The sequence below is a fragment of the Nocardioides sp. AN3 genome, assembly GCF_054653495.1.
On record NZ_BAAIGC010000012.1, the window covers coordinates 1 to 19301 of the forward strand.

The window sequence follows — 19301 nt, forward strand, 5'->3', positions numbered from 1 at the left end:
AGCAATGTCGACCTTCCGTGCCCGGTCGCCCGGCCAGCAGTCATCATCGTCATCCGCTGCGACGGCTCTACACGCCGCAGCTCCATCCGGTTCTGCCCTTGGAACCCGCAGGCGGTGATCATGAGCGCCTCAAGTTCGTTGATCGCTGTTTCGGTCCTGTCGACGTTCGCTCCGTCGGCTCGGATTGCCTGACGGAAGCCGTCGCGTTCGCGCCGGTCGTCGAAGAGTCGAAGGCGAAGGCGTAAAGCCGCACCAGTCGTTGGTTAGCGTCCGGTGGTCGTGGGCGCCAAGCCGGTGACCGCACCCCTGGTCCACGCGCGCGGCCGACGTGGCCTTCTTCTCCAAGATCTACATCCACGAAGACCCCGACACGCGCGAGCAGAGCATCAGAGTCGACTACAACCAGCCCTTCGACGACCTATTCTCACGCCTCGTCCCCGCCCACGTCCATCACGACATCCAGGCCGATCGGCGGACTGAAAGCAAAATCTCCCGCCCGGAAGACCGGGCGGGAGATGCTGCATTCACTGTCGGCGTGTCCGAGGGGCAGGTTTGCCCTCCGAGCACTTTGGTGGAGCTGCGGGGAATCGAACCCCGGTCCTCGAGCGTCGATCCAGGTCTTCTCCGGGTGCAGTCTGTGGGTGTCGTTTTCTCGGCCCCGGCGCTCGACGCAGACACGTCGCCGACAGGCCCAGCTAGCTAGATGTCCCCTCGAACCCCACTAGCGAGAGAGGGAGGGTGAGTCTCCTGGATGACGCCAGGATCAGGGCCGGAGACGGACGCCCTGTCTGACGCTTCGATCACCGCAATCAGGCGGCGAGAGCGAAGGAACTGCGCTTAGCGTTGGCAGTTATTGGTTTCCAGCGATCGTTTACGAGATAACGCTGGCTCCTCGACCCGCTTCCCCTGGAACTAACGTCCCAAGTCGAAACCGATCAGCCCCTCTTGACTTGTCAACGGCCGCTGAGCGGCCACTGGGTCAACACTACCGGGCGGTCGGCCATTCCCACACGTCGATATCAGTCCCGGACGCCCTTGAGGTAGCGGCCGACGGCCTGCTCCTTCTCGCGGTTGGCGGTGCGCTCGGCGATCGACTGCCGCTTGTCCCAGGCCTTCTTGCCTCGAGCGAGCGCGATCTCGACCTTGGCCCGCCCGTCGTTGAAGTAGATCGAGAGCGGGATGACCGTCAGACCCTTCTCCGAGACGCGCCGATCGATCTTCGCGATCTCGTCCTTGTGCAGGAGGAGCTTGCGCTTGCGGCGGGCGGAGTGGTTCGTCCACGTGCCCTGGGTGTACTCCGGGATGTGCACCGCGTGCAGCCACGCCTCGCCGTGCTCGATGTCCACGAAGCCGTCGACGAGGGACGCGCGACCCTGGCGCAACGACTTCACCTCGGTGCCCGTGAGGACCAGGCCGGCCTCGTAGGTGTCCTCGATGTGGTAGTCGTGGCGCGCCTTCTTGTTCTGCGCGACGAGCTTGCGCCCCTGTTCCTTCGCCATCCCACCATTGTCTCAAGCGATCGCAAGCGGATTCGAACGGGCGGGGTCTCGATACGCCGGCTCGTTCCTCGCCGGCTACTCGACCAACGAGCCCGACGACTCCCTCGCCGGCTACTCGACCAACGAGCCCGACGACTCCCTCGCCGGCTACTCGACCAGCGAAGCTGAGGTCTCAGAGCACCGTCTGCGGGTCGATCGGGTTGCCGTCCTTGAGGACGGTGAAGTGCAGGTGGCAGGCGGTCGACCAGCCGGTCGTGCCGGCGTACGCGACCGTCTCCCCCCGTGCGACGACCTGGCCGACGCGGGCGCGGTACTTCGAGATGTGGTTGTAGATGACCGTGTAGTTGTGGCCGTTGATGTTGCCGAGGCTGAGGTAGAGCCGGTTGCCCCAGACGCTCGAGAAGTACTCGCTGATCACCCGGCCGCTGTCGACCGCGATCTCCGGCACGCCGCACGGAGCGTGGAAGTCGTCCCCGTCGTGCAGGCCCCAGTAGTGGTAGATCGGGTGGATGCGCCAGCCGTAGGGCGAGGTGACGTAGGTGTCGCGGACCGGGTTGAGGAACATCCCGCTCGTGCTCCCGACGTTCCGGTTGCCCTGCTTGTGGGCCGCCGCGAGGATCTGCTGCTTGATCCGCTCCTCCTGAGCGCGCAGGTGCCGGAGGACGGCGGCGTCGTGCTGCCTGACTCGTGCGGCGGCCTGCTGCGCAGCCTGTGCGGCGGACCGGGCCTGGGCGTCCTGCGCGACCGACGCGGCGACCGCGTCCTGGGCGGCACTCGCCTGCTGCTCGAGGCCCTGGACGACCACGAGGTGGTCGGCAGCCTGCTGGCGCTGGACGGCGACCGCGTCGGTCGCCTTCTTCACATCCCCCGCCCGCACCTTCAGCAGGACCTCGGCGGTGCGCAGCGACTGGTACTGCGCCGCCTGGCCGGAGAGCACCGTGTCGTTGAGCTCCTGCTGGCGGGCGATGTCCTCGGGGGTCTCGGCGTGCATGAGGGCACCGATCGCGAGCAGCCGCGGGTCACCCTGCTCGACCATGTCGGCGAAGGTGTTGCGCACCTTCTCCTTCTGCTCGGCGACGGCCTGCTGCCCGTTGGCCAGGTCGGTGCGGGCCTGCTCCAGGCGCGCCTGGGCCGCCGCGAGAGCCGCCTGCATCCGCGCGTCCTCGGCCTTCGCGGCGGCCAGCGCCTGCTGGGCCTTGGCGAGGTTGGCCCGCGCCGTGGCGAGCCGCGCCGTCGAGGCAGCGAGCTCCTTGTTGGCGGCCGCCAGCTTCCCCGTGGCCGCGGCCAGCTCGGCGCTCGACTCGTCGAGGTCGGTGCCGGCCTGGGCCACCTGCTGGTGCACCTTCTTCTGCTTCTGCTTGAGCTTGCCGCGGTCGGCGGCAGCAGCCCACGGCAGCGCCGGGTCGACGATCGGGACCGCCAGACCGCCGACGGTCACGGCAGCCAGCGCGGCCGCCGCAAGGCGTCGGCGTCCGAGCGTGCGGGGGAAGGAGCGCACGTGGGAAGCCTTCGTGTTCGGGGAAGTGAACTCCTCGACGGTAGAGGCTGAGCGCCCGGGTTCCGTGGATTTCGGAGCCCGGGCGCGTCACACCTGTCCCATCAGCCTCAGACCTTGAGGTACTTCCGCGTGAGCAGCAGCGTGGGCACGAGGGTCAGCACCGGACCGAGGATGGCCACCACGAGCACCGCCCACCAGAACTGCGACCAGTCGATCCAGAGGATGAAGTTCAGCGACTTCGCCAGCTTGTTGACGACGCCGAACTGCATGAACGCCGCCAGCGCCATGACTGCGAGGCCGACGCCCACGATGGCCGTGACGATCGCCTCGAGGAGGAACGGCAGCGCGATGTAGAGCGTCGACGCACCCACCAGCCTCATGATCGCGATCTCGCGCCTGCGGGCGAAGGCGGCGAGCCGGATCGTGTTGGCCACGAGGAGCAGCGCGGCGATGCCGAGGAAGATGGCGACCAGGCCGGCGCCGTACTTCATGTAGTCGATGAAGCTGAGGATCGGTCCGACGACGTTGCGCAGGTCCTGCACGCGCGAGACGCCGTCCAGTCCCACGACGGCCTCCTTGACCACCTCCGCCTGATGGGGGTCCTTCAGCGTGATCCAGAACGACTCCGCCATGTCGTTCTGGGTGATCACGGCGTCGGGGCCGGTGAAGCGCTCGCTGCCGTAGAGGTTCTTCACCTTCTGGAACGCCTGCGCCTTCGACTCCAGGTAGAACGAGTCGACGTTCGGGTTGTCCTTGATGACCTTCTCGATGGCCGCCTTCTGCGCGTCGGTCACCTCGCTGGCGCAGGAGGGGACGTTGTCGCCCTGACGGCACAGGTAGACGGTGATCTGGAGCTGGTTGCCCCACTGGTCGGCCGCACGCTGGGCCTGCTGGTTGAGCAGGACCCCCAGGCCGACGAGGGTGAGCGAGACGAAGAGGGTGAGCACGACGGCGATGTGCATCGACAGGTTGCGACGCAGACCCTGGCCGAGCTCGGAGAAGACATAGCGAAGCTGCATGGGGCCCTTTCTTGACGGCGCGGCTTGACGTGGCGTGGCCGGCGCTGAGCGGTGCGGGTCAGTGCTGGGAGCCGTAGCCGCCCTGGGTCTGGTCGCGCACGACCCGGCCGTTGCCCAGCTCGATGACGCGCTTGCGCATCTGGTCGACGACGCCCGCGTCGTGGGTCGCCATGACAACGGTCGTGCCGGTGCGGTTGATGCGGTCGAGCAGCTTCATGATGCCGACGCTGGTCGCCGGGTCGAGGTTGCCGGTGGGCTCGTCGGCGATGAGGATCATCGGCTTGTTGACGAACGCCCGCGCGATCGCCACGCGCTGCTGCTCGCCGCCGGAGAGCTCATCCGGCATCCGGTCGCCCTTGCCGTCGAGGCCGACGAGCTCGAGCGTCTCGGGCACGCGCGTGGCGATCTCGGCACGAGAGTGGCCGGTCACCTGCATCGCGAAGGCGACGTTCTCGGTCACCGTCTTGTTCTGCAGCAGCCGGAAGTCCTGGAAGACGGTGCCGATCTGGCGGCGCAGCCGCGGCACCTTCCAGCCGGCCAGCCGGTTGATCTCCTTGCCCGCGACGTAGACGCGGCCTGAGGAGGGCCGGGTCTCGCGGAGGATGAGCCGCAGAGCCGTCGACTTGCCCGAGCCTGACTGGCCGACGAGGAAGACGAACTCGCCCTTCTCCACGTCGACCGACACCTGCTCGAGCGCAGGCTTGCCGGACCCCGGGTAGGCCTTGGTCACCTTCTCGAAGCGAATCACCCGATCGAGGATAGGTGGTCGGCGTCTGAACCTTGACATCTCAGGGTCGGCATCCAGGGGTGTCGCCGAGCCTCTGGACGCCGACTCTAGGGTTGCGGCGTGGCTACCCGCTCTCGCGTCGTCGGCGCGCTCGTCGTCGCGGTCGTCGTGACGGGTGCCGCGGTCGCGGTCGGTGTGATGCGCCACTCCCCCGACCACTCCCCGCCTCCGGCGCCGCCGCGCGCCTCGCCGCTCGCCACGCGGCTCTCCTCGGTCGACACGACGACCGCCGCCGTACGCCGGGGGCCGTTCTGCAGTGCCGTGCCGCTCGCGGATGCGCGTGCCGCCGTCGGCGACGCCTCCCCGCGGGCGCAGAGCTGGTCGAACGGCGATCAGCTGCCCGGCAGCGCCGACGTCGCACACGAGTACGGCTGCTCGTGGACCGCCCCGTCGGGCGCGACGGCGTCGGCCTGGGTCTTCGCCCCGCCGGTCACCCTCGAGCGCGGCCAGGAGCTCGCCACCTCCGCGCGGTCCCCGAAGGGATGTACGCCGATCGCCGGCGCATCCGCCTTCGGCTCTCCGTCGGTGGCGCTGAGCTGTACGGCGGCCGGCACCACCACGTTGTCCTACCGCGGCCTCTTCGGTGACGCGTGGCTCGTGTGTCAGCTCGCCGGCTCACGTGCACCCGACCCCGCCGACGTCGCCGATCGCTGGTGCGCGACGGTGCTCACCGCAGCGAGCGGAGCGCCCAAGGGCTGAGGTCGCCGGGTCATACGAGGGGGCTGCCCTGGCAGCCACCTCGTAGGACGTCCCGACGGAGGATCAGTTCTCGGCGGCCCGGTCGGCGCCGCGACGCCAGCGGATGCCCGCCTCGAGGAAGCCGTCGAGCTCGCCGTCGAACACGGCCGTCGGGTTGCCCGTCTCGAACCCGGTGCGCAGGTCCTTCACGATCTGATACGGGTTGAGCACGTAGTTGCGCATCTGGTCGCCCCAGCTGGCGGCGACGTCGCCCTTGAGGTCCTTCTTGAGCGCGGCCTCCTCAGCCTTCTTCTTGGCGAGGAGCTTGGCCTTGAGGACGACCATCGCCGAGGCCTTGTTCTGCAGCTGCGACTTCTCGTTCTGGCAGCTGACCACGATGCCGGTCGGGATGTGGGTGAGCCGGACCGCGGAGTCGGTGGTGTTGACCGACTGGCCGCCCGGGCCGCCGGAGCGGAAGACGTCCACGCGGACGTCGTTCTCGTCGACCTCGATGTCGTCGGTCTGCTCCAGCACTGGGACGACCTCGACGGCGGCGAACGACGTCTGGCGGCGCCCCTGGTTGTCGAAGGGGCTGATCCGGACGAGCCGGTGCGTGCCGGCCTCGACCGAGAGCGTGCCGTAGGCGTAGGGCGCGTGGATCGCGAACTCGGCCGACTTGATGCCGGCCTCCTCGGCGTAGGAGACGTCGAAGACCTCGACGGGATACTTGTGCTGCTCGGCCCAGCGCGTGTACATCCGCATGAGCGTCTCGGCGAAGTCGGCCGCGTCGACGCCACCGGCGCCGGAGCGGATGGTCACGATCGCCTCTCGGGCGTCGTACTCCCCCGACAGGAGGGTGCGGACCTCGAGAGCCTCGACCTCCTTCTTCACCCGGGCGAGCTCGGACTCCGCCTCACTCATGGTGTCGGCGTCGGCCTCCTCGGTCGCCAGCTCGACGAGGACCCCCAGGTCCTCGACGCGGCCGTTGAGGGTCTCGAAGCGCTCGAGCTCGCCCTGCAGCAAGGAGAGGCGGCTCGTCACCTTCTGCGCACTCTCCTGGTCGTCCCAGAGGTCGGGCGCGGCGACCTGCTCCTGGAGCGAGCCGATCTCAGCCTTCATCGCGCCGAGGTCGAGCACCTGCTCGATGGTGTGCATGGTCGCCTGGAGCTGCTTGATCTCGGCGTCGAAGTCGGGGCCTGCCACAAGGGTCAAGCCTACCGGGCATCGGCGCCTCGCCCCCATTCAGCGGCCGGAGCCCAGCCCAGGGACCGCGGAGCTCAGCGGCGGCCGAAGACCTGGGAGGAGTACCAGAGGCCGTCCGAGCCCTTCCGAGCCGCGACGGCGACGAGCCGGTAGGACCGGTGGAGGATGTTGGCGCGGTGCGGCGGCGACTTCATCCAGCCCTGGCGGACGACCGCGCGGCCGGTGCGGTAGCCGTAGGCGACGTTCTCACCGGCCTCGCGCAGCCCGCAGCGGCGGAGCATGACGCCGAGGTCCTGGTGGAACATCGTGCGCCGCGCCGCCTGCCGAGCCGCCTGGGCGTTGGCGTAGCGCTGCAGGCACGCGTCGACGCGCAGGCCGCGCAGACCGTGCCCGTGCCGGGCGGCGTTGGTCGCCTTGACTGCGGCGACGCTGTAGGTCTGGGGCGCACCCGCCTGGGCCGGCGCACTCGTGACGATGGCCGAGAGCATCAGCACGAGCGGGGCGATGACGGAGGCGACGATGGTTCTGGTGGGGACAGAGGTTCTGGTGGGGGCAGACATCGACATCGAGGGTGCGGGGTGAGGCGGCGCAAGGTCAAGCTGCCGCCGCCGTCAGACTGCGGCCGCCCGGGACGTCATGCGGAAGGTGTGACCGCTTCCACGATGTGCATGACGTCCCCGCCGGCAGGGGTCCTCACGCCCGCAGCAGTCGCTCCGCGATCTCGGTCCCGACCCGGATGGCGCCGTCGACGTGCTGGAGGCCGAGGCCGGCCACGTCGCTGCTGCCGAACTCCAGCGCGCCGACGGGCTCGCGCAGGACCGCGCCGTAGCGCGTCAGTCCGCCGAGGTCGAAGCTCGTGCCGTAGGCCCCGCCGGTGAGCTCCTGGTGCTGCCAGTCACTCTCGACGTACACGAGCGGCTCGCGTGCCTGCTCGCCGAAGTAGGAGGCCAGCGAGGCCAAGATGCGCACGCGCCGCTCCTCGGCCGAGAGCCGACCGACGCGGTCGGCCTCGATGTCGGAGACGAACCCGACGAGGAAGCCGCGCTCGTCGCCCGCAGGAGTGTTGTCGTAGACCTCGTGGACGAGCTCGTAGGGCCCGAAGCCCGTGCCGCTGAGCCCGGCCTCGCGCCAGAACGGCGTGGCGTAGGCGGCCTGGACCTTGACGACGAGACCGAAGGACTGGTGCTCGCGGGCCATCCGGTGCTCGGCGGGCAGCTCGGGAGAGAAGCGGATCCGGCGTACGACGGTCGGCGGGACGGCCAGCACCACATGGCGTGCCACGTGGGACTCGTCGCCGACGTGGACGACGGCGCACCCCTCGGTCCACTCGACGAGGGTCACGTCCGCGTTCAGGCGCACGCGGTCGCCGAGCCGGTCGGCGAGCGCCCGCGGGACCGACGCCAGTCCCCCGACGACGCGGCGATCGAGGATGAAGTCGGCGTCGACCAGGTTGCCGAAGGAGCCTGCACTCGCCGCCATGAGGATCGCCTGCAGCGCCGAGAACGAGTGCGCCGGCTTGGTCAGCATGGCGGGTCCGACGAAGAGCGCGACGTTGTCGCATGCCTCGGCGTCGTCGCACTGCTGCTCGAGCCAGGCGCGGAACGAGACGCTGTCGAGATGCGCCGCGTCCGGGTGGTCCCAGGGCCGGGCGGGATCCATCTCCTCGGCGAGAGCGTCGAGCGTCTTCGTCAGCTGCTCGATGGCGGCCGCCGTCGTCGCACCGACCGGAAGGTCGCGGGCGAACCGGCGGACGGCACCGGCCCGGTCGAGGTAGAGCGAGTCGCCCGACCGGTAGCGCGGGAACGTCTGCATTCCGAGCTCATCGAGGAGGCCGAGCAGCGCCGACTGGTCCGGTGAGACCCACTGGCCGCCGACCTCGAAGTCGGCCTCCGCGGAGTCGGCATGGCCGTGCCGCTCGGTGAGCAGCCGGCCGCCGACGCGGTCGCGTGCCTCGAGGACCAGGATGTCGTTGCCGGCCTGCACCAGGCGGTGGGCGGCGGTCAGCCCGGTCACGCCGGCGCCGATCACGATCACGTCATGTGTGCTCATCGGTGTGCTCCGTTCATGGTGGGGACGGCGGGGCCGGTGGGGCCGGGGACGGCGGGGCCGGTGGGGCCGGGGACGGCGGGGCCGGGGACGGCGGGGCCGGGGACGGCGGGGCCGGGAACGGCGGGGCCGGGAACGGCGATGCTGCGGACGGTCGACGTGCGGCCGGCGAGCAGCGGAAGGCCGGGGTCCCACGTCGTGCCGTCCCGCTGATCGCGCTTGCGTCGGGCCATGCCCGACAGCGCCTCGAGGACGACGCGGTTGGCGAGGAACGAGGTGATGTCGGCGTGGTCGTAAGGAGGGGACACCTCGACGACGTCGACCCCGACGACCGGCAGCTCGTAGGCGATGCGACGCACCGAGTCGAGGAGCTGGCGGGCGGTCAGGCCGCCCGGCTCCGGGGTGCCGGTGCCGGGGGCGTGGCCCGGGTCGCAGACATCGATGTCGACCGACAGGAACACGCCGTCGCACTCGTCGGTGGCGATCTCGAACGCCTCGGTGAGGCAGGTGTCGAGACCGCGATCGACGATCTCGGTCATCTCATAGGACCGCATGCCCTGCTCGGCCATCCAGTCCAGCGTCTCCTCCTCCGGCCAGTAGCCACGCAGACCCATCTGGAGGAACCGGTCGCCGCGCAGAGCGCCCGACTCGATGAGGCGGCGCATCGGCTGGCCGTGCCCGACGAGCGAGCCGAACTCGATGTCGCCCGTGTCGGCGTGGGCGTCGAAGTGGATCATCGACACCCGGCCCTGTCCGAGGTGCTGGGCGACGCCCGCGGCGTCGGGCCAGGCGATCGTGTGGTCGCCGCCGAGGATCAGCGGCACGGCGCCGGTGCTGGCCACCGCGTGCACCGCCTCCTGCAGGTCGCGCACCGACCGCTCGGCGTCGCCGGAGAACATCTCGACGTCGCCCGCGTCGAGCACGCGCAGGTCCTTGAGCGCGTCGACCCGCATCGCCAGCGACGGACGGGAGCCGTCGTGGGCGAGGTAGCAGGTCTGGCGGATGAACTGCGGGCCGAACCGGGTGCCGGACCGGTGCGACGCGCCTCCGTCGAAGGGGGCGCCGAGGATGACGACGTCGGCGTCGGCGTAGGTCGCCGGGTCGGACCAGTCGCACCGGTCGACGCCCAGGAAGGTGATGTCGGGGCCGAACTGGTTGCCGTAGCGGGCCATGAGGGTCTCCTTCAGCTCTCGAGGTCAGGCGCCGGCCGTGGCGGGCTCGGCGGAGGCGTCGTCGGACGGCTCGTCCCACGGCTCGTCCCACGGCCCGTCAGACGGGTCGACGACGACGAACCGCTCGGCGGGGCGACGGGCGAGGTAGAAGCGGTAGTAGGCGAGGGCCAGGGCGAGGATGACCGCGGTCGCGATGAGGTCCGAGCGCGCTGAGCCGAGCAGTGCGTAGCCGACGGCGGCGATGACCAGCAGCGGCGGAAGCGGCCACAGCGGCATCCGCCAGCCCTTCACGCTCGACCGCTGCCGGCGCACCCGGAGGGCGGCGAGGGCGAGGACGACGTACATCGCGGAGATGATCACCGAGGTGATGCCGAGCAGCGCCTCGATGTCGACGGCGTAGGCGAGGACGGCGCCTGGGATGCCGATGGCGAGGGTGGCGACCCAGGGGGTGTTGTAGCGCGGGTGCAGCCGGGTGAGGGCCTCGTTGACCGGGCGCGGCCAGGACCGGTCGCGCGCTGAGGCGAAGACGACCCGGCCGTTCTGGAGGACCATCACGATCACCGCGTTGAGGATCGCGGTGGCGATGGCGACGTTCACCGCGGTGCCGATGCCGTGGCCGCCCCACTGGTGGACGAACTCGGAGAAGTTGCCGGTCGCGAGGTCGCTCAGGTTGCCCACGGCCAGGACCGTGGTGATCGTCGGGACCAGGATGACCAGGGCGCCGAGGCCCAGCGAAGCGAAGACGATGCGGGCGACGTTGCGGCGGGGGTCGATGACCTCCTCGGAGAGGTACGCCGCCGTGCCGAAGCCGCTGACGACGAAGGTGCCGACGGCCAGACCCGAGATCAGGATCCCGATCGTGAACGGCTCCAGGCCTCCCCCGGCGGACGCGACGTGCGGCGCGATCAGCTCGCCGGGGCCGCGCTGCAGGTGGGTCAGCCCGAGGATCGTGACGACGATCGCCGCGACGATCTCGAGGCCGAGGAAGATGCCGGTGACGAAGGCGTTGGACTTGACGTCCAGGATGGCCGTCACCGTCGAGAGCAGCATGACCGCGGCAGCGGTTGCGCCGCGCGGCAGGTCGACGATGTCACTGAGGTAGTCGGCCGTGCCGAGCGCGATGATCGGCGGGATCACCCAGAGCTGGACGGCCGCGAGGGCGAACGTCAGCCAGCCGGCCGGCTTGCCGAGGGTCTGGTTGACCATCGCGTACTCGCCGCCGGAGCTCGCGGTGCGCGTGCCGAGCTCGGCGTAGCACGCGCCGACGGCGACGGAGATGAGCACCCCGGCCAGGATCGTCAGCGGCGCACCGCTCCCCTGCGAGCCGAGCACCGTCGGGACGATGATGAACAGGCTCGACGCCGGCGTGATGCACGAGAGGACGAGGAGCACGGCGGTGCCGGGACCGAGGACACGGGCCAGCCGCCGCTCGGACTCGATCGGCGTCACCGCCTCGTCCGGGGTCAGCATCGTGGGTTCGATCATCGACCGACCTTCCTGAGTGGGGGTTGTTTGAACGACGTTCAAACTTTTGAACGGTATTCAAAGTGACGCACCTCACCGCTAGAGTCAAGCCCGCGTCTCAGAAATCCCGACCCCGACCCTGAAAGCCAGGTGCAGGTGCCCCGCCACAACCGCCGCATGGAGCGGCCCCGCGAGCAGGTGCTCACGGCCGCTCTCGAGATGGTCGCCGAGCACGGCCTCGGCAAGCTGACGATGGCCTCCCTCGCGGCACGGCTCGGCACCAGCGGCGGACACCTGCTCTACTACTTCAAGACCCGCGACGGGCTGCTGCTGGAGACGCTGCGCTGGAGCGAGGCGGCGTACGCCGAGCAGCGGGCGCCCCTCCTCGCGACCACGGCGGCCGGTGAGCGCACGGGCGTCGGGGCGGTCTCGGACTTCGCCGACGTCTACCTGGCGATCGACGAGAAGGATCCGCGCTGGCAGCTGTGGCTCGAGCTGTGGGCGCGGGCGCCGTATCACCCCGAGCTCGCCGAGGCGCAGCGCGAGATCGATGCCGCCTGGCATGCCGACCTGGTGCGGCTGCTCGGCGACGCGCTGCCCGGACATACCGACCACGAGGGCACCTCGGAGCGGCTGCGGGCGATGTGGGACGGCCTCAGCGTCGGCATCGTCACCGGCGGCGGCCGCAAGCTCCGCTCCGCAGCGCTGGGTCACACCGTCGCGGTGCTGGGCGGCTAGCCGGGGTGCTGCCCGGTTGGCTCGTCGAGGTATGCAGACGAGTCGTCACTCCCCTCGCGGAACTCCGCAGGGGAAGTGGCGACTCGTCTGCATACCTCGACGAACAGCCACCCCACGAACAGCCACCCCACGAACAGCCACCAGGCCCCGCCCGGACGCATCCGGACGGGGCCTGGTGGAGTTTGACGAACCGACCAGTGTCAGCGCTTCGTGCCGGCGAACCAGCTGTTGGTCCAGATCGCCTCGGTCCGCACGCTCTCGCCCGGGCGCGGGGCGTGCAGGACGTAGTCGGTGCCGTGCCGGCGGCCGGCGAACAGCCCGACGTGGTAGACGTGCCCGCCCGAGGTGAAGAACACCAGGTCGCCCAGGTGCAGCTGCGAGCGCGGGATGTGGCGAACGGCGCCGGCCTGAGCCGAGGACGTCCGGGGCAGACTGAGCCCGGCGCGGTGGTAGGCGTAGGACGTCAGGCCGGAGCAGTCGAACGCGTTCGGGCCGGTGGCGCCGTAGACGTACGGGTCGCCCTTCTGGGCCTGGCCGACGTGGTAGGCGCGCAGCGCCTTGCTGGCGCGGGCGGCAGCCTGGTGACGGCGTACCTCGCGACGGTGTCGGCGGCGCTCGCGGCGACGCTCACGCCTGATCCGCTCGAGTCGCTGAGCGGTGGTCAACGTGGTCGTCGACGTGGCGGGTGTGGTGGTCGAGACTGCGGCCCTGGTGGTCGCGGCGGTGGCAGCCGAGGCGCCCGCCGCTGGGAGAGCCAGGACACCGGCGGACGCGGTGGCGACGGCGAGCAGCACCCTGACGACAGGGCGCAGCGATCTGTGGTTGGACATGCGTGGGTTCCCTCCCACGCCTGCGAGGTGAGCTGTCGGGTTCGGACGAGAAGGTGCCCGGCCTCGGCGCTGTCGGACAGCGCCGGGGCTTCACCCCGAGCGGACGGCAGGTGCCGGCCGCGTGGAACGGTGGGTCCCCCGCTCCTGCCCCTCGTGCTCTGTGGATCGGTCGACCGGCGCCCGACGGGGCAGGACTCGGCGTGTGCCGGGGCCGGTAGTTGCTGGTGCAACCACTCGACGGTAAGCACTCGGGACGAAGGTCCCAACTCCGTTGAGGAAGATTTAAGGTGGTTCGTGACGAGAGTCACACGTGGGTGCCGTCAGACGAGGTCGACCAGATCCGCGACCGAGTCGACCACGCGGGTGGGGCGGTAGGGGAACATCTCCACCTGCTCCCGACGCGTCGACCCGGTGAGCACGAGGTAGGTCCGCAGGCCCGCCTCGAGACCGCTGACGACGTCGGTGTCCATCCGGTCGCCGACCATCGCGGTCGTCTCGGAGTGCGCCTCGATGCGGTTCAGCGCCGAGCGCATCATCAGGGGGTTGGGCTTGCCGACGAAGTACGGCGAGCGCCCCGTGGCGGTCGAGATCAGCGCCGCCACGGACCCGGTGGCCGGCAGCATGCCCTGCTGGGAGGGGCCCGAGGCGTCGGGGTTGGTGGCGATGAACCTCGCCCCGTCCGCGACGAGCCGGATGGCCTTGGTGATCGCCTCGAAGGAGTAGGTCCGGGTCTCCCCCAGGACCACGTAGTCGGGGTCACGGTCGGTCATGACATAGCCGACGTCGTGGAGGGCGGTGGTCAGCCCGGCCTCGCCCACGACGTACGCCGTGCCGCCGGGTCGCTGGTCGGCCAGGAACTGCGCCGTCGCGAGCGCGGAGGTCCAGATCGACTCCTCGGGCACGTCGATGCCGCTGCCGAGCAGCCGGGCGCGCAGGTCGCGCGGGGTGAAGATCGAGTTGTTGGTGAGGACCAGGAAGCGGCGCCCCGAGTCCTTGAGGGTGTCGATGAACTCCTTGGCCCCCGGGATCGGCACCTCCTCGTGGACCAGGACGCCGTCCATGTCGGTCAGCCAGGTCTCCACTGCTCGCAGCGTCATGCCGCACATCCTGCCGTAGTGCCCCTGCGGCACCCGCGACGCTCAGCGCCGCGGCAGGACGATGTCGAGCCCGCGCTCGTGATACTCCCCCTCGAGCCGGCCACCCAGGGCGGTGACGACCGCCCGAGCGCGGACGTACGTCGACCCTGGTGTCTTGGCGCCGGCGCGGCGACGGGGGCCCGCCGCGGCCCGGATCCGGAGCTTGAGCGCGCCTCCGTCGGTCGCCTCGTAGACCAGCCGCACCGCGCCACGGCTGCGGTGCAGCACGTCGACGAGGAGCAGCTCGTGGATGTGCTCGAGTGGGCCGGCGGTGTAGGTGGTGGTGAGGTCGCCCTCGACGGCGGCGGTCAGCGTGCGATCGTGGTGGGCGAGCTCGTCGGACCACCGCTGGGCACAGGTGGTGGCCAGCTCGCGCAGCGGCACCTCGACGCCGCGGGGCCCCGGCCGCCGGGCAAGGCCGACCAGCTCTGACGTGACGGAGTCGAGGTCGTCGATGCGCTGCACGCAGCGCTCGACGGTGCCGCGCACATCGGCGGCGAGCTCCTCGTCCAGCGCGAGGTCCTCGAGCTCGAGACGCAGTGAGGTCAACGGGGTGCGGAGCAGGTGCGAGGCCTGCTCGGCGAAGGCGTGCTCCTGCTCGAGCCGGCTCTGGAGCTGGGCGGCGCTGGTGCGCAGGGCGTCGGCGATCTCCCGGACCTCGGGCACGCGGGTCCTCGGCAGGTCGAGGTCGAACCGCCCGCGTCCGAGGGCGCCTGCCGCATCGGCCAGCCGACGGAAGGGACGGGCCAGCGCTCGGGCGCACAGGTAGCCGAACACGCCGGCGATGAGCCCGAGGAGGAGGAAGAAGACCGCGATCCCGCGGCGATGGCCGAACAGGATGCGGTCGGCCACGGCCTCGGACTGGCTCACCTCGACATAGCCGCCAGGCAGCTCAGCCCGCGCCCAGAGGTCGTCGGACCGGCTGGGATCACCCGTGCCGGTGAACAGACGGCCCTCGGCGACGATGTCGGGGTCGACCAAGGAGTCCCAGTGCAGGACCGCGCGCTTGTCCTCGCCCACCACGGAGGCGAGGAAGCTCTGGTCGACGGGCTCGTCGGCGTCCTGACGTGCCTGCACCGCCGCCGCGATCATCGTCGCGGACTCGTGGACCTCCTTGTTCTCGTCCCGGCTCAGCGCACTCTCGAGGGTGACGGACCGGACCACGAAGGCGAGCGCACACAGCACGATTCCGAGGAGGACGAACGCGACGGTCAGACGGCCGCGCATCGGGGCCTACGCATCGGCACCCTCGAGGCGGAAGCCGACACCGCGGACCGCCACGACCTTGTCCGTGACGCCTGCGGTCTCGAGCTTCTGCCGCAGTCGGCCGATCGTGACGTCCAGCGTCTTCGTGGACCCGTACCAGTTCTCGTCCCAGGCCTCGGCCATGAGCCGGTCGCGGGAGACCACCTTGTCGCGCTGGGCCGCCAGGACGCTGAGCACGTCGAACTCCTTGCCCGTGAGCGCCACCTCGGCGGTCCCGGCGAAGACCCGACGCGCCCCCACGTCGATGCGCAGGGCCCCCTCGGGCAGGTGGCCGACACCGTTGTGGCCGGCCGTGCGCCGCAGGAGCGCGCGGACGCGCGCCTGCAGCTCGGCGAGCCCGAACGGCTTGGCCAGGTAGTCGTCGGCGCCGTAGTCGAGGCCGACGACGCGGTCGAGCTCACCGGCCCGGGCGGTGACGATCATGATCGCGCCCTCATAGCCGCTCTCGCGGGCCTTGCGGCACACGTCGAGCCCGTCCATGTCGGGGAGTCCGAGGTCGAGGATCACGACCTCCGACGGGCGTGCGGCCAGCTCGTCGAGCGCCTTCTGACCGGTGTCGACACGCTCGACGAGGTAGCCCTCGCGCTCGAGGGTGCGCACGAGCGGAAAGGCGATGTCCTCCTCGTCCTCCACGATCAGCACGCTGTGAGCCATGAACAAGAGGGTAAGTGAGCGGGAACGGCGATGAAGGCGGAATGCCACAGGTCATGAGTCGGTCACGCCGAGCCCGTCGCGCCGGCGCGTCCGACGACGCCGCTTCCGTGCTCGGTCGAGATCGATGATCACCGTGACCAGCACCGCCACCAGCGAGACGCCCGCGAGCACCCGCCACAGCACGGGCCGCACCCCGCCGAGGAACGGGTAGCCGACGTACGGCACGTGCAGGACGACCCGCGCCCGGTCACCCTCGGGCGTGAGCCGCCATGGGTCCGTGCCGGTGCCGTCGCCCCCGGTGCGGATCCCGTCGGATCCGGCCGAGACGACACGGCGGGTGACGTACGGCGCGCCGTGCGGCTGCGTCGGCGGACGGAACGTGATCACGTCACCCGGCTCGAGCTCCGGGCCCGGCACCTGCTCGGCGAAGGTGAGGGACCCGCGCGGCACGCTGTCCCCCAGCGCATCGCTGCTCACCACATAGCGCTGGAGGCCGAGCATCGCCGGCAGCACGACGAGCAGCACGATCGGAGCGAGCACCGCGACGATGACGACGAGCCATCCTCGCCCCATGAGCGACGGCCGGCTCAGCACCGGCGTCAGCTCCATCTGGTGGCCCCTCCCGAGATCGGCAGCCCTCCGGGACCGGATTCTACGTGACAGGTGTCCAGGGGACGGCCACGTCACCACCATCAGTCGGTAACAGCAGACGGTGGCCTCTAGAGGAGGTCGAAGACGTCCCCGAGTCGGTCGACCCGGTCCAGGACCTCGCCGAACGTCATCTGCTCCAGACCCATCGGGTCCTCGGCGCCCTCCTCGACCTCGTCCCAGGTGACGGGGGTCGCCACGAACGGCCTCTCCCGGCCGCGCAGGGAGTACGGCGAGATCGTGGTCTTGCTGCCCGCGTTCTGCGACCAGTCGAGGAAGACCTTGCCGCTGCGCCGCGACTTGGTCATCGTCGCCGTGACCAGCTGAGGGTGGTCCGTCTGGAGCTCCTCGGCCACCTCCTTCGCCAGCGCCGACGCCTCCTCGCTCGGGAGCGGCTCGTCGAGGGCGGCGTACAGGTGGAGGCCTTTGCTCCCGCTGGTGACCGCGGAGGCCGAGAGGCCGCGAGCCTCGAGGCGCTCGCGCACCAGGACTGCGACCGTGCAGCACTCGTGCAGGCCTGCCGGCTCGCCGGGGTCGAGGTCGATCACGATCCGGTTCGCGCCCTCCGGCCGTCCGTCCTCGTCCACCGTCCACTGGTGGACATGCAGCTCGAGGGCAGCCAGGTTGACCAGCCAGGTCAGGGTCGCCAGGTCCTCGACCACCGGGAACGTCAGGGTGCCCTCCTGCCTATTCGCCGTCCGGGAGCCGGTGGTGGGCACGGTGACCGTGCGGACCCACGCCGGCGTGCCGGCGGGCGTGTTCTTCTCGAAGAAGCTCGGTTCGGAGACCCCGTGCGGCCACCGGATCCGCGTGACGGCGCGGCCGTGCAGGTGCGGCAACAGGATCGGGGAGATGCGCGCGTAGTAGTCGAGCACCTCGCCCTTGGTCGTGCCCGTCCGCGGGTAGAGCACCTTGCCGAGGTTGCTCAGCTTGAGCGTGCGCCCGTCGACGGCGACCCTGACCGCGGCGTCGTCCTCGCTCATGCGCCGATCGCGATCACAGGATGGCGGCCCGGCGTGAGCCGGCGGAAGAGGCCCAGCAGGAACGACCGTGGCGCGCCGACGCAGCCGGCGGTCGCACCTCGGCCGTTGACGTGCAGGAAGATCGCGAACCCGCGACGGCGCACCTGGTCGGCGTTGAAGCTGGTGGCGAAGGCGAACTCATACTGGGACCGGTAGTGCAGGAGCCGCTCGGAGGCGTTCTCGTCGCTCTGCGGCAGCCACCAGCGGAAGCCGCCGGCGGCCTTGTTGCGCAGTCGGTTGTAGTAGCGGGAGGCGTTGTCGCCCACCCAGTAGTCACCCGCCCGGATGCGGTGGTAGGCCATCCGCCAGCCCGCGCGGTGCGCATGGGTGCCGAACGCCGAGGTCAGGTCGAAGGTGCCCATCGGCGTGGTGCCGTCGCCCTGGTGCCGCTGCTCCGGCCGGCTCAGCCCGCCGTAGCCGATCCGGCCGTTGCGCGTGGACAGCCGCTTGACCCAACGGCCGTGGTCGAGCGCCCACAGGGTGACGCGGGCATGGGAGCCGCGGGTCCGGTTCGCGGTCACGACCTGGCTGGTGCCCGGAGGCAGCTGCACGGTGACGCCGTCGAGGCGGACCGCCGCGGGGGCGGCCGCCACTGCCGTCAGCAGGCTCGGAGTCAACCCCACGCCCAGCGCCCCGAGGAGGACCCCGACGAGCATCGGGACGAGCGTGAGGAGCAGGCGTCGCATCAAGCCTCCAGATCCGTCGGGCTGAGGTCGGTCCGCACCCCTTGGTAGGAGGGCTGCCGGAGCCGCCCGTCCGCACCCCGGCGGGGCGGACGGCCGTGGGTGTCGACGTCGACGACCACGAGTGGCTCGACCCAGTGAGTACCCATGGCGTCGGCCCTCGGCACCACGTCGATGAAGGGGCTGGTCGCGCGGTCGGTGAGCAGCGCTCGCAGCGGTGCGCTCTCGCGCGGGCCGATCCCACTGCCGACCCGGCCGCGGAAGAGCAGCCCCGTCGCTGTCACCTCGCCGACCAGCAGCGATCCGAGCCGGTCGGTCGTGCCGGTCTGCGGGCGCCAGCCTCCCACGACGTAGGACCCGCGGAACCGGTGCGCGAACTTTCGCCAGGCGTGGCTGCGCTCCCCCGGCCGGTAGGTGGAGTCGAGCCGCTTGCTGACGATGCCCTCGAGACCTTGCTCGCGGGTCGCGTCGAAGAGCATGAGGCCGTCGTCGTACGACGCGGGGACCTGCCAGCCCCCGAGGTCGACCTTCGCCAGCAGCTCGCGGCGCTCCGCGAGCGGACGGTCCAGCAGCGTCCTCCCGTCGAGGCGGAGGAGGTCGAAGACCATGTACGTCGCCGGCACCCGGGCCGCGAGCCGGGCCGCGGCCGCCCCTCGGACGTGGATGCGCTCCCCCAGCGTCCGGAAGTCCGGCAGCCCGTCCGCGTTGAGTCCGATCACCTCGCCGTCGACGAGGACGTCACGGTCCGGTCCGACCGCCGTGACGTCCGGCCACGCCGTCGTGGCGACGTTCTCGTTGCGCGTCGTGAGCACGGTGTCCGACGTGGTCACGTCGGCGAGGATCCGCACGCCGTCCCACTTCACCTCGTGGGTCCAGGCCTCGCCCGCGGGGACGTGGTCGCCGGTCGTCGCGAGCATGGGACGCATGGGGACATCTTCCCCGACGGCTCACTGGGCCG

At 70.7% G+C, this 19301-nt stretch carries 20 protein-coding genes and 1 other RNA gene; 3 read left to right on the forward strand and 18 right to left on the reverse strand.

From position 1 onward, the window contains the following. A partial coding sequence (locus ACYQ1K_RS14495) for a hypothetical protein (protein WP_459983791.1) occupies positions 1 to 245 on the forward strand: 245 nt, incomplete at its 5' end. 324 nt (positions 246 to 569) lie between these two features. Here the strand turns inward: ACYQ1K_RS14495 and ssrA are convergent. The 5 genes from ssrA to ftsE form a co-directional block, all read right to left on the reverse strand. Next, positions 570 to 943: a transfer-messenger RNA gene (ssrA, locus tag ACYQ1K_RS14500) on the reverse strand. A gap of 76 nt (positions 944 to 1019) precedes the next feature. After that, positions 1020 to 1499 (reverse strand): SsrA-binding protein SmpB, encoded by a 480-nt coding sequence (gene smpB / locus ACYQ1K_RS14505; RefSeq protein ID WP_459983792.1) that lies wholly within the window; start codon positions 1497 to 1499, stop codon positions 1020 to 1022. 172 nt (positions 1500 to 1671) lie between these two features. Then, entirely contained in the window at positions 1672 to 2997 is a 1326-nt protein-coding gene (locus ACYQ1K_RS14510; RefSeq protein WP_459983794.1) for a M23 family metallopeptidase, read from the reverse strand. Positions 2998 to 3104: 107 nt separating this feature from the next. Further along, a complete protein-coding gene (gene ftsX / locus ACYQ1K_RS14515) occupies positions 3105 to 4016 on the reverse strand; it encodes a permease-like cell division protein FtsX (RefSeq protein WP_459983796.1) in 912 nt (303 codons plus the stop codon). Positions 4017 to 4074: 58 nt separating this feature from the next. Beyond that, positions 4075 to 4764, reverse strand: coding sequence for a cell division ATP-binding protein FtsE (gene ftsE, locus ACYQ1K_RS14520; protein ID WP_459983798.1), 690 nt, complete (start codon positions 4762 to 4764; stop codon positions 4075 to 4077). A gap of 99 nt (positions 4765 to 4863) precedes the next feature. On the opposite strand from ftsE, the gene ACYQ1K_RS14525 reads away from it, so the two are divergent. Then, positions 4864 to 5502 carry a hypothetical protein gene (locus ACYQ1K_RS14525; RefSeq protein WP_459983800.1) on the forward strand — a complete coding sequence of 213 codons (639 nt, stop codon included), beginning with the start codon at positions 4864 to 4866 and terminating at the stop codon, positions 5500 to 5502. Between the two features lie 63 nt (positions 5503 to 5565). Here ACYQ1K_RS14525 and prfB read toward each other — a convergent pair whose 3' ends face one another. The 5 genes from prfB to ACYQ1K_RS14550 all read right to left on the reverse strand — a co-directional run bounded on the left by prfB (position 5566) and on the right by ACYQ1K_RS14550 (position 11387). Next, a complete protein-coding gene (gene prfB / locus ACYQ1K_RS14530) occupies positions 5566 to 6684 on the reverse strand; it encodes a peptide chain release factor 2 (RefSeq protein ID WP_459983801.1) in 1119 nt (372 codons plus the stop codon). A 74-nt stretch (positions 6685 to 6758) separates the two neighbouring features. Next, a complete protein-coding gene (locus ACYQ1K_RS14535; RefSeq protein ID WP_459983803.1) occupies positions 6759 to 7244 on the reverse strand; it encodes a CAP domain-containing protein in 486 nt (161 codons plus the stop codon). A gap of 133 nt (positions 7245 to 7377) precedes the next feature. Then, positions 7378 to 8733 carry a flavin monoamine oxidase family protein gene (locus ACYQ1K_RS14540; RefSeq protein ID WP_459983805.1) on the reverse strand — a complete coding sequence of 452 codons (1356 nt, stop codon included), beginning with the start codon at positions 8731 to 8733 and terminating at the stop codon, positions 7378 to 7380. Continuing rightward, positions 8730 to 9902 (reverse strand): agmatinase, encoded by a 1173-nt coding sequence (gene speB / locus ACYQ1K_RS14545; protein WP_459983807.1) that lies wholly within the window; start codon positions 9900 to 9902, stop codon positions 8730 to 8732. The genes ACYQ1K_RS14540 and speB overlap by 4 nt, the downstream gene beginning before the upstream one ends. A gap of 24 nt (positions 9903 to 9926) precedes the next feature. Beyond that, positions 9927 to 11387, reverse strand: a complete 1461-nt coding sequence (locus ACYQ1K_RS14550) for an APC family permease (protein ID WP_459983809.1) — start codon at positions 11385 to 11387, stop codon at positions 9927 to 9929. A 156-nt stretch (positions 11388 to 11543) separates the two neighbouring features. Here ACYQ1K_RS14550 and ACYQ1K_RS14555 point away from each other — a divergent pair, with 156 nt between their 5' ends. Continuing rightward, positions 11544 to 12104: a TetR/AcrR family transcriptional regulator gene (locus tag ACYQ1K_RS14555; protein WP_459983811.1), complete on the forward strand. Its 561-nt coding sequence runs from the start codon at positions 11544 to 11546 to the stop codon at positions 12102 to 12104. 200 nt (positions 12105 to 12304) lie between these two features. Here the strand turns inward: ACYQ1K_RS14555 and ACYQ1K_RS14560 are convergent, their stop codons facing one another. The 8 genes from ACYQ1K_RS14560 to ACYQ1K_RS14595 all read right to left on the reverse strand — a co-directional run bounded on the left by ACYQ1K_RS14560 (position 12305) and on the right by ACYQ1K_RS14595 (position 19269). Then, positions 12305 to 12934 carry a C40 family peptidase gene (locus ACYQ1K_RS14560; protein WP_459983813.1) on the reverse strand — a complete coding sequence of 210 codons (630 nt, stop codon included), beginning with the start codon at positions 12932 to 12934 and terminating at the stop codon, positions 12305 to 12307. Positions 12935 to 13254: 320 nt separating this feature from the next. Then, positions 13255 to 14040 carry an HAD-IIA family hydrolase gene (locus tag ACYQ1K_RS14565; protein ID WP_459983972.1) on the reverse strand — a complete coding sequence of 262 codons (786 nt, stop codon included), beginning with the start codon at positions 14038 to 14040 and terminating at the stop codon, positions 13255 to 13257. A gap of 33 nt (positions 14041 to 14073) precedes the next feature. Then, entirely contained in the window at positions 14074 to 15297 is a 1224-nt protein-coding gene (locus tag ACYQ1K_RS14570; RefSeq protein WP_459983815.1) for a HAMP domain-containing protein, read from the reverse strand. A gap of 6 nt (positions 15298 to 15303) precedes the next feature. Next, positions 15304 to 15990 (reverse strand): response regulator transcription factor, encoded by a 687-nt coding sequence (locus ACYQ1K_RS14575; protein WP_459983817.1) that lies wholly within the window; start codon positions 15988 to 15990, stop codon positions 15304 to 15306. 51 nt (positions 15991 to 16041) lie between these two features. Next, positions 16042 to 16599, reverse strand: a complete 558-nt coding sequence (locus tag ACYQ1K_RS14580; protein ID WP_459983819.1) for a S24/S26 family peptidase — start codon at positions 16597 to 16599, stop codon at positions 16042 to 16044. A gap of 110 nt (positions 16600 to 16709) precedes the next feature. Then, positions 16710 to 17621 (reverse strand): non-homologous end-joining DNA ligase, encoded by a 912-nt coding sequence (gene ligD, locus ACYQ1K_RS14585; protein ID WP_459983821.1) that lies wholly within the window; start codon positions 17619 to 17621, stop codon positions 16710 to 16712. Then, positions 17618 to 18346: a L,D-transpeptidase family protein gene (locus ACYQ1K_RS14590; protein WP_459983823.1), complete on the reverse strand. Its 729-nt coding sequence runs from the start codon at positions 18344 to 18346 to the stop codon at positions 17618 to 17620. The genes ligD and ACYQ1K_RS14590 overlap by 4 nt, the downstream gene beginning before the upstream one ends. Then, the gene (locus ACYQ1K_RS14595) at positions 18346 to 19269 is read right to left on the reverse strand and encodes an ATP-dependent DNA ligase (RefSeq protein WP_459983825.1); all 924 of its coding nucleotides are present in this window, start codon (positions 19267 to 19269) and stop codon (positions 18346 to 18348) included. The genes ACYQ1K_RS14590 and ACYQ1K_RS14595 overlap by 1 nt, the downstream gene beginning before the upstream one ends. Positions 19270 to 19301: the final 32 nt, after the last annotated feature.

What these genes read in the sequence shown, in the direction of transcription:
- smpB (WP_459983792.1), bottom strand. Translation starts at nt 1,499, where the DNA reads ATGGCGAAGGAACAGGGGCGCAAGCTCGTCGCGCAGAACAAGAAGGCG.
- ftsX (WP_459983796.1), bottom strand. Translation starts at nt 4,016, where the DNA reads ATGCAGCTTCGCTATGTCTTCTCCGAGCTCGGCCAGGGTCTGCGTCGC.
- ACYQ1K_RS14535 (WP_459983803.1), bottom strand. Translation starts at nt 7,244, where the DNA reads ATGTCTGCCCCCACCAGAACCTCTGTCCCCACCAGAACCATCGTCGCC.
- ACYQ1K_RS14540 (WP_459983805.1), bottom strand. Translation starts at nt 8,733, where the DNA reads ATGAGCACACATGACGTGATCGTGATCGGCGCCGGCGTGACCGGGCTG.
- speB (WP_459983807.1), bottom strand. Translation starts at nt 9,902, where the DNA reads ATGGCCCGCTACGGCAACCAGTTCGGCCCCGACATCACCTTCCTGGGC.
- ACYQ1K_RS14550 (WP_459983809.1), bottom strand. Translation starts at nt 11,387, where the DNA reads ATGATCGAACCCACGATGCTGACCCCGGACGAGGCGGTGACGCCGATC.
- ACYQ1K_RS14555 (WP_459983811.1), top strand. Translation starts at nt 11,544, where the DNA reads ATGGAGCGGCCCCGCGAGCAGGTGCTCACGGCCGCTCTCGAGATGGTC.
- ACYQ1K_RS14560 (WP_459983813.1), bottom strand. Translation starts at nt 12,934, where the DNA reads ATGTCCAACCACAGATCGCTGCGCCCTGTCGTCAGGGTGCTGCTCGCC.
- ACYQ1K_RS14565 (WP_459983972.1), bottom strand. Translation starts at nt 14,040, where the DNA reads ATGTGCGGCATGACGCTGCGAGCAGTGGAGACCTGGCTGACCGACATG.
- ACYQ1K_RS14570 (WP_459983815.1), bottom strand. Translation starts at nt 15,297, where the DNA reads ATGCGCGGCCGTCTGACCGTCGCGTTCGTCCTCCTCGGAATCGTGCTG.
- ACYQ1K_RS14575 (WP_459983817.1), bottom strand. Translation starts at nt 15,990, where the DNA reads ATGGCTCACAGCGTGCTGATCGTGGAGGACGAGGAGGACATCGCCTTT.
- ACYQ1K_RS14580 (WP_459983819.1), bottom strand. Translation starts at nt 16,599, where the DNA reads ATGGAGCTGACGCCGGTGCTGAGCCGGCCGTCGCTCATGGGGCGAGGA.
- ligD (WP_459983821.1), bottom strand. Translation starts at nt 17,621, where the DNA reads ATGAGCGAGGACGACGCCGCGGTCAGGGTCGCCGTCGACGGGCGCACG.
- ACYQ1K_RS14590 (WP_459983823.1), bottom strand. Translation starts at nt 18,346, where the DNA reads ATGCGACGCCTGCTCCTCACGCTCGTCCCGATGCTCGTCGGGGTCCTC.
- ACYQ1K_RS14595 (WP_459983825.1), bottom strand. Translation starts at nt 19,269, where the DNA reads ATGCGTCCCATGCTCGCGACGACCGGCGACCACGTCCCCGCGGGCGAG.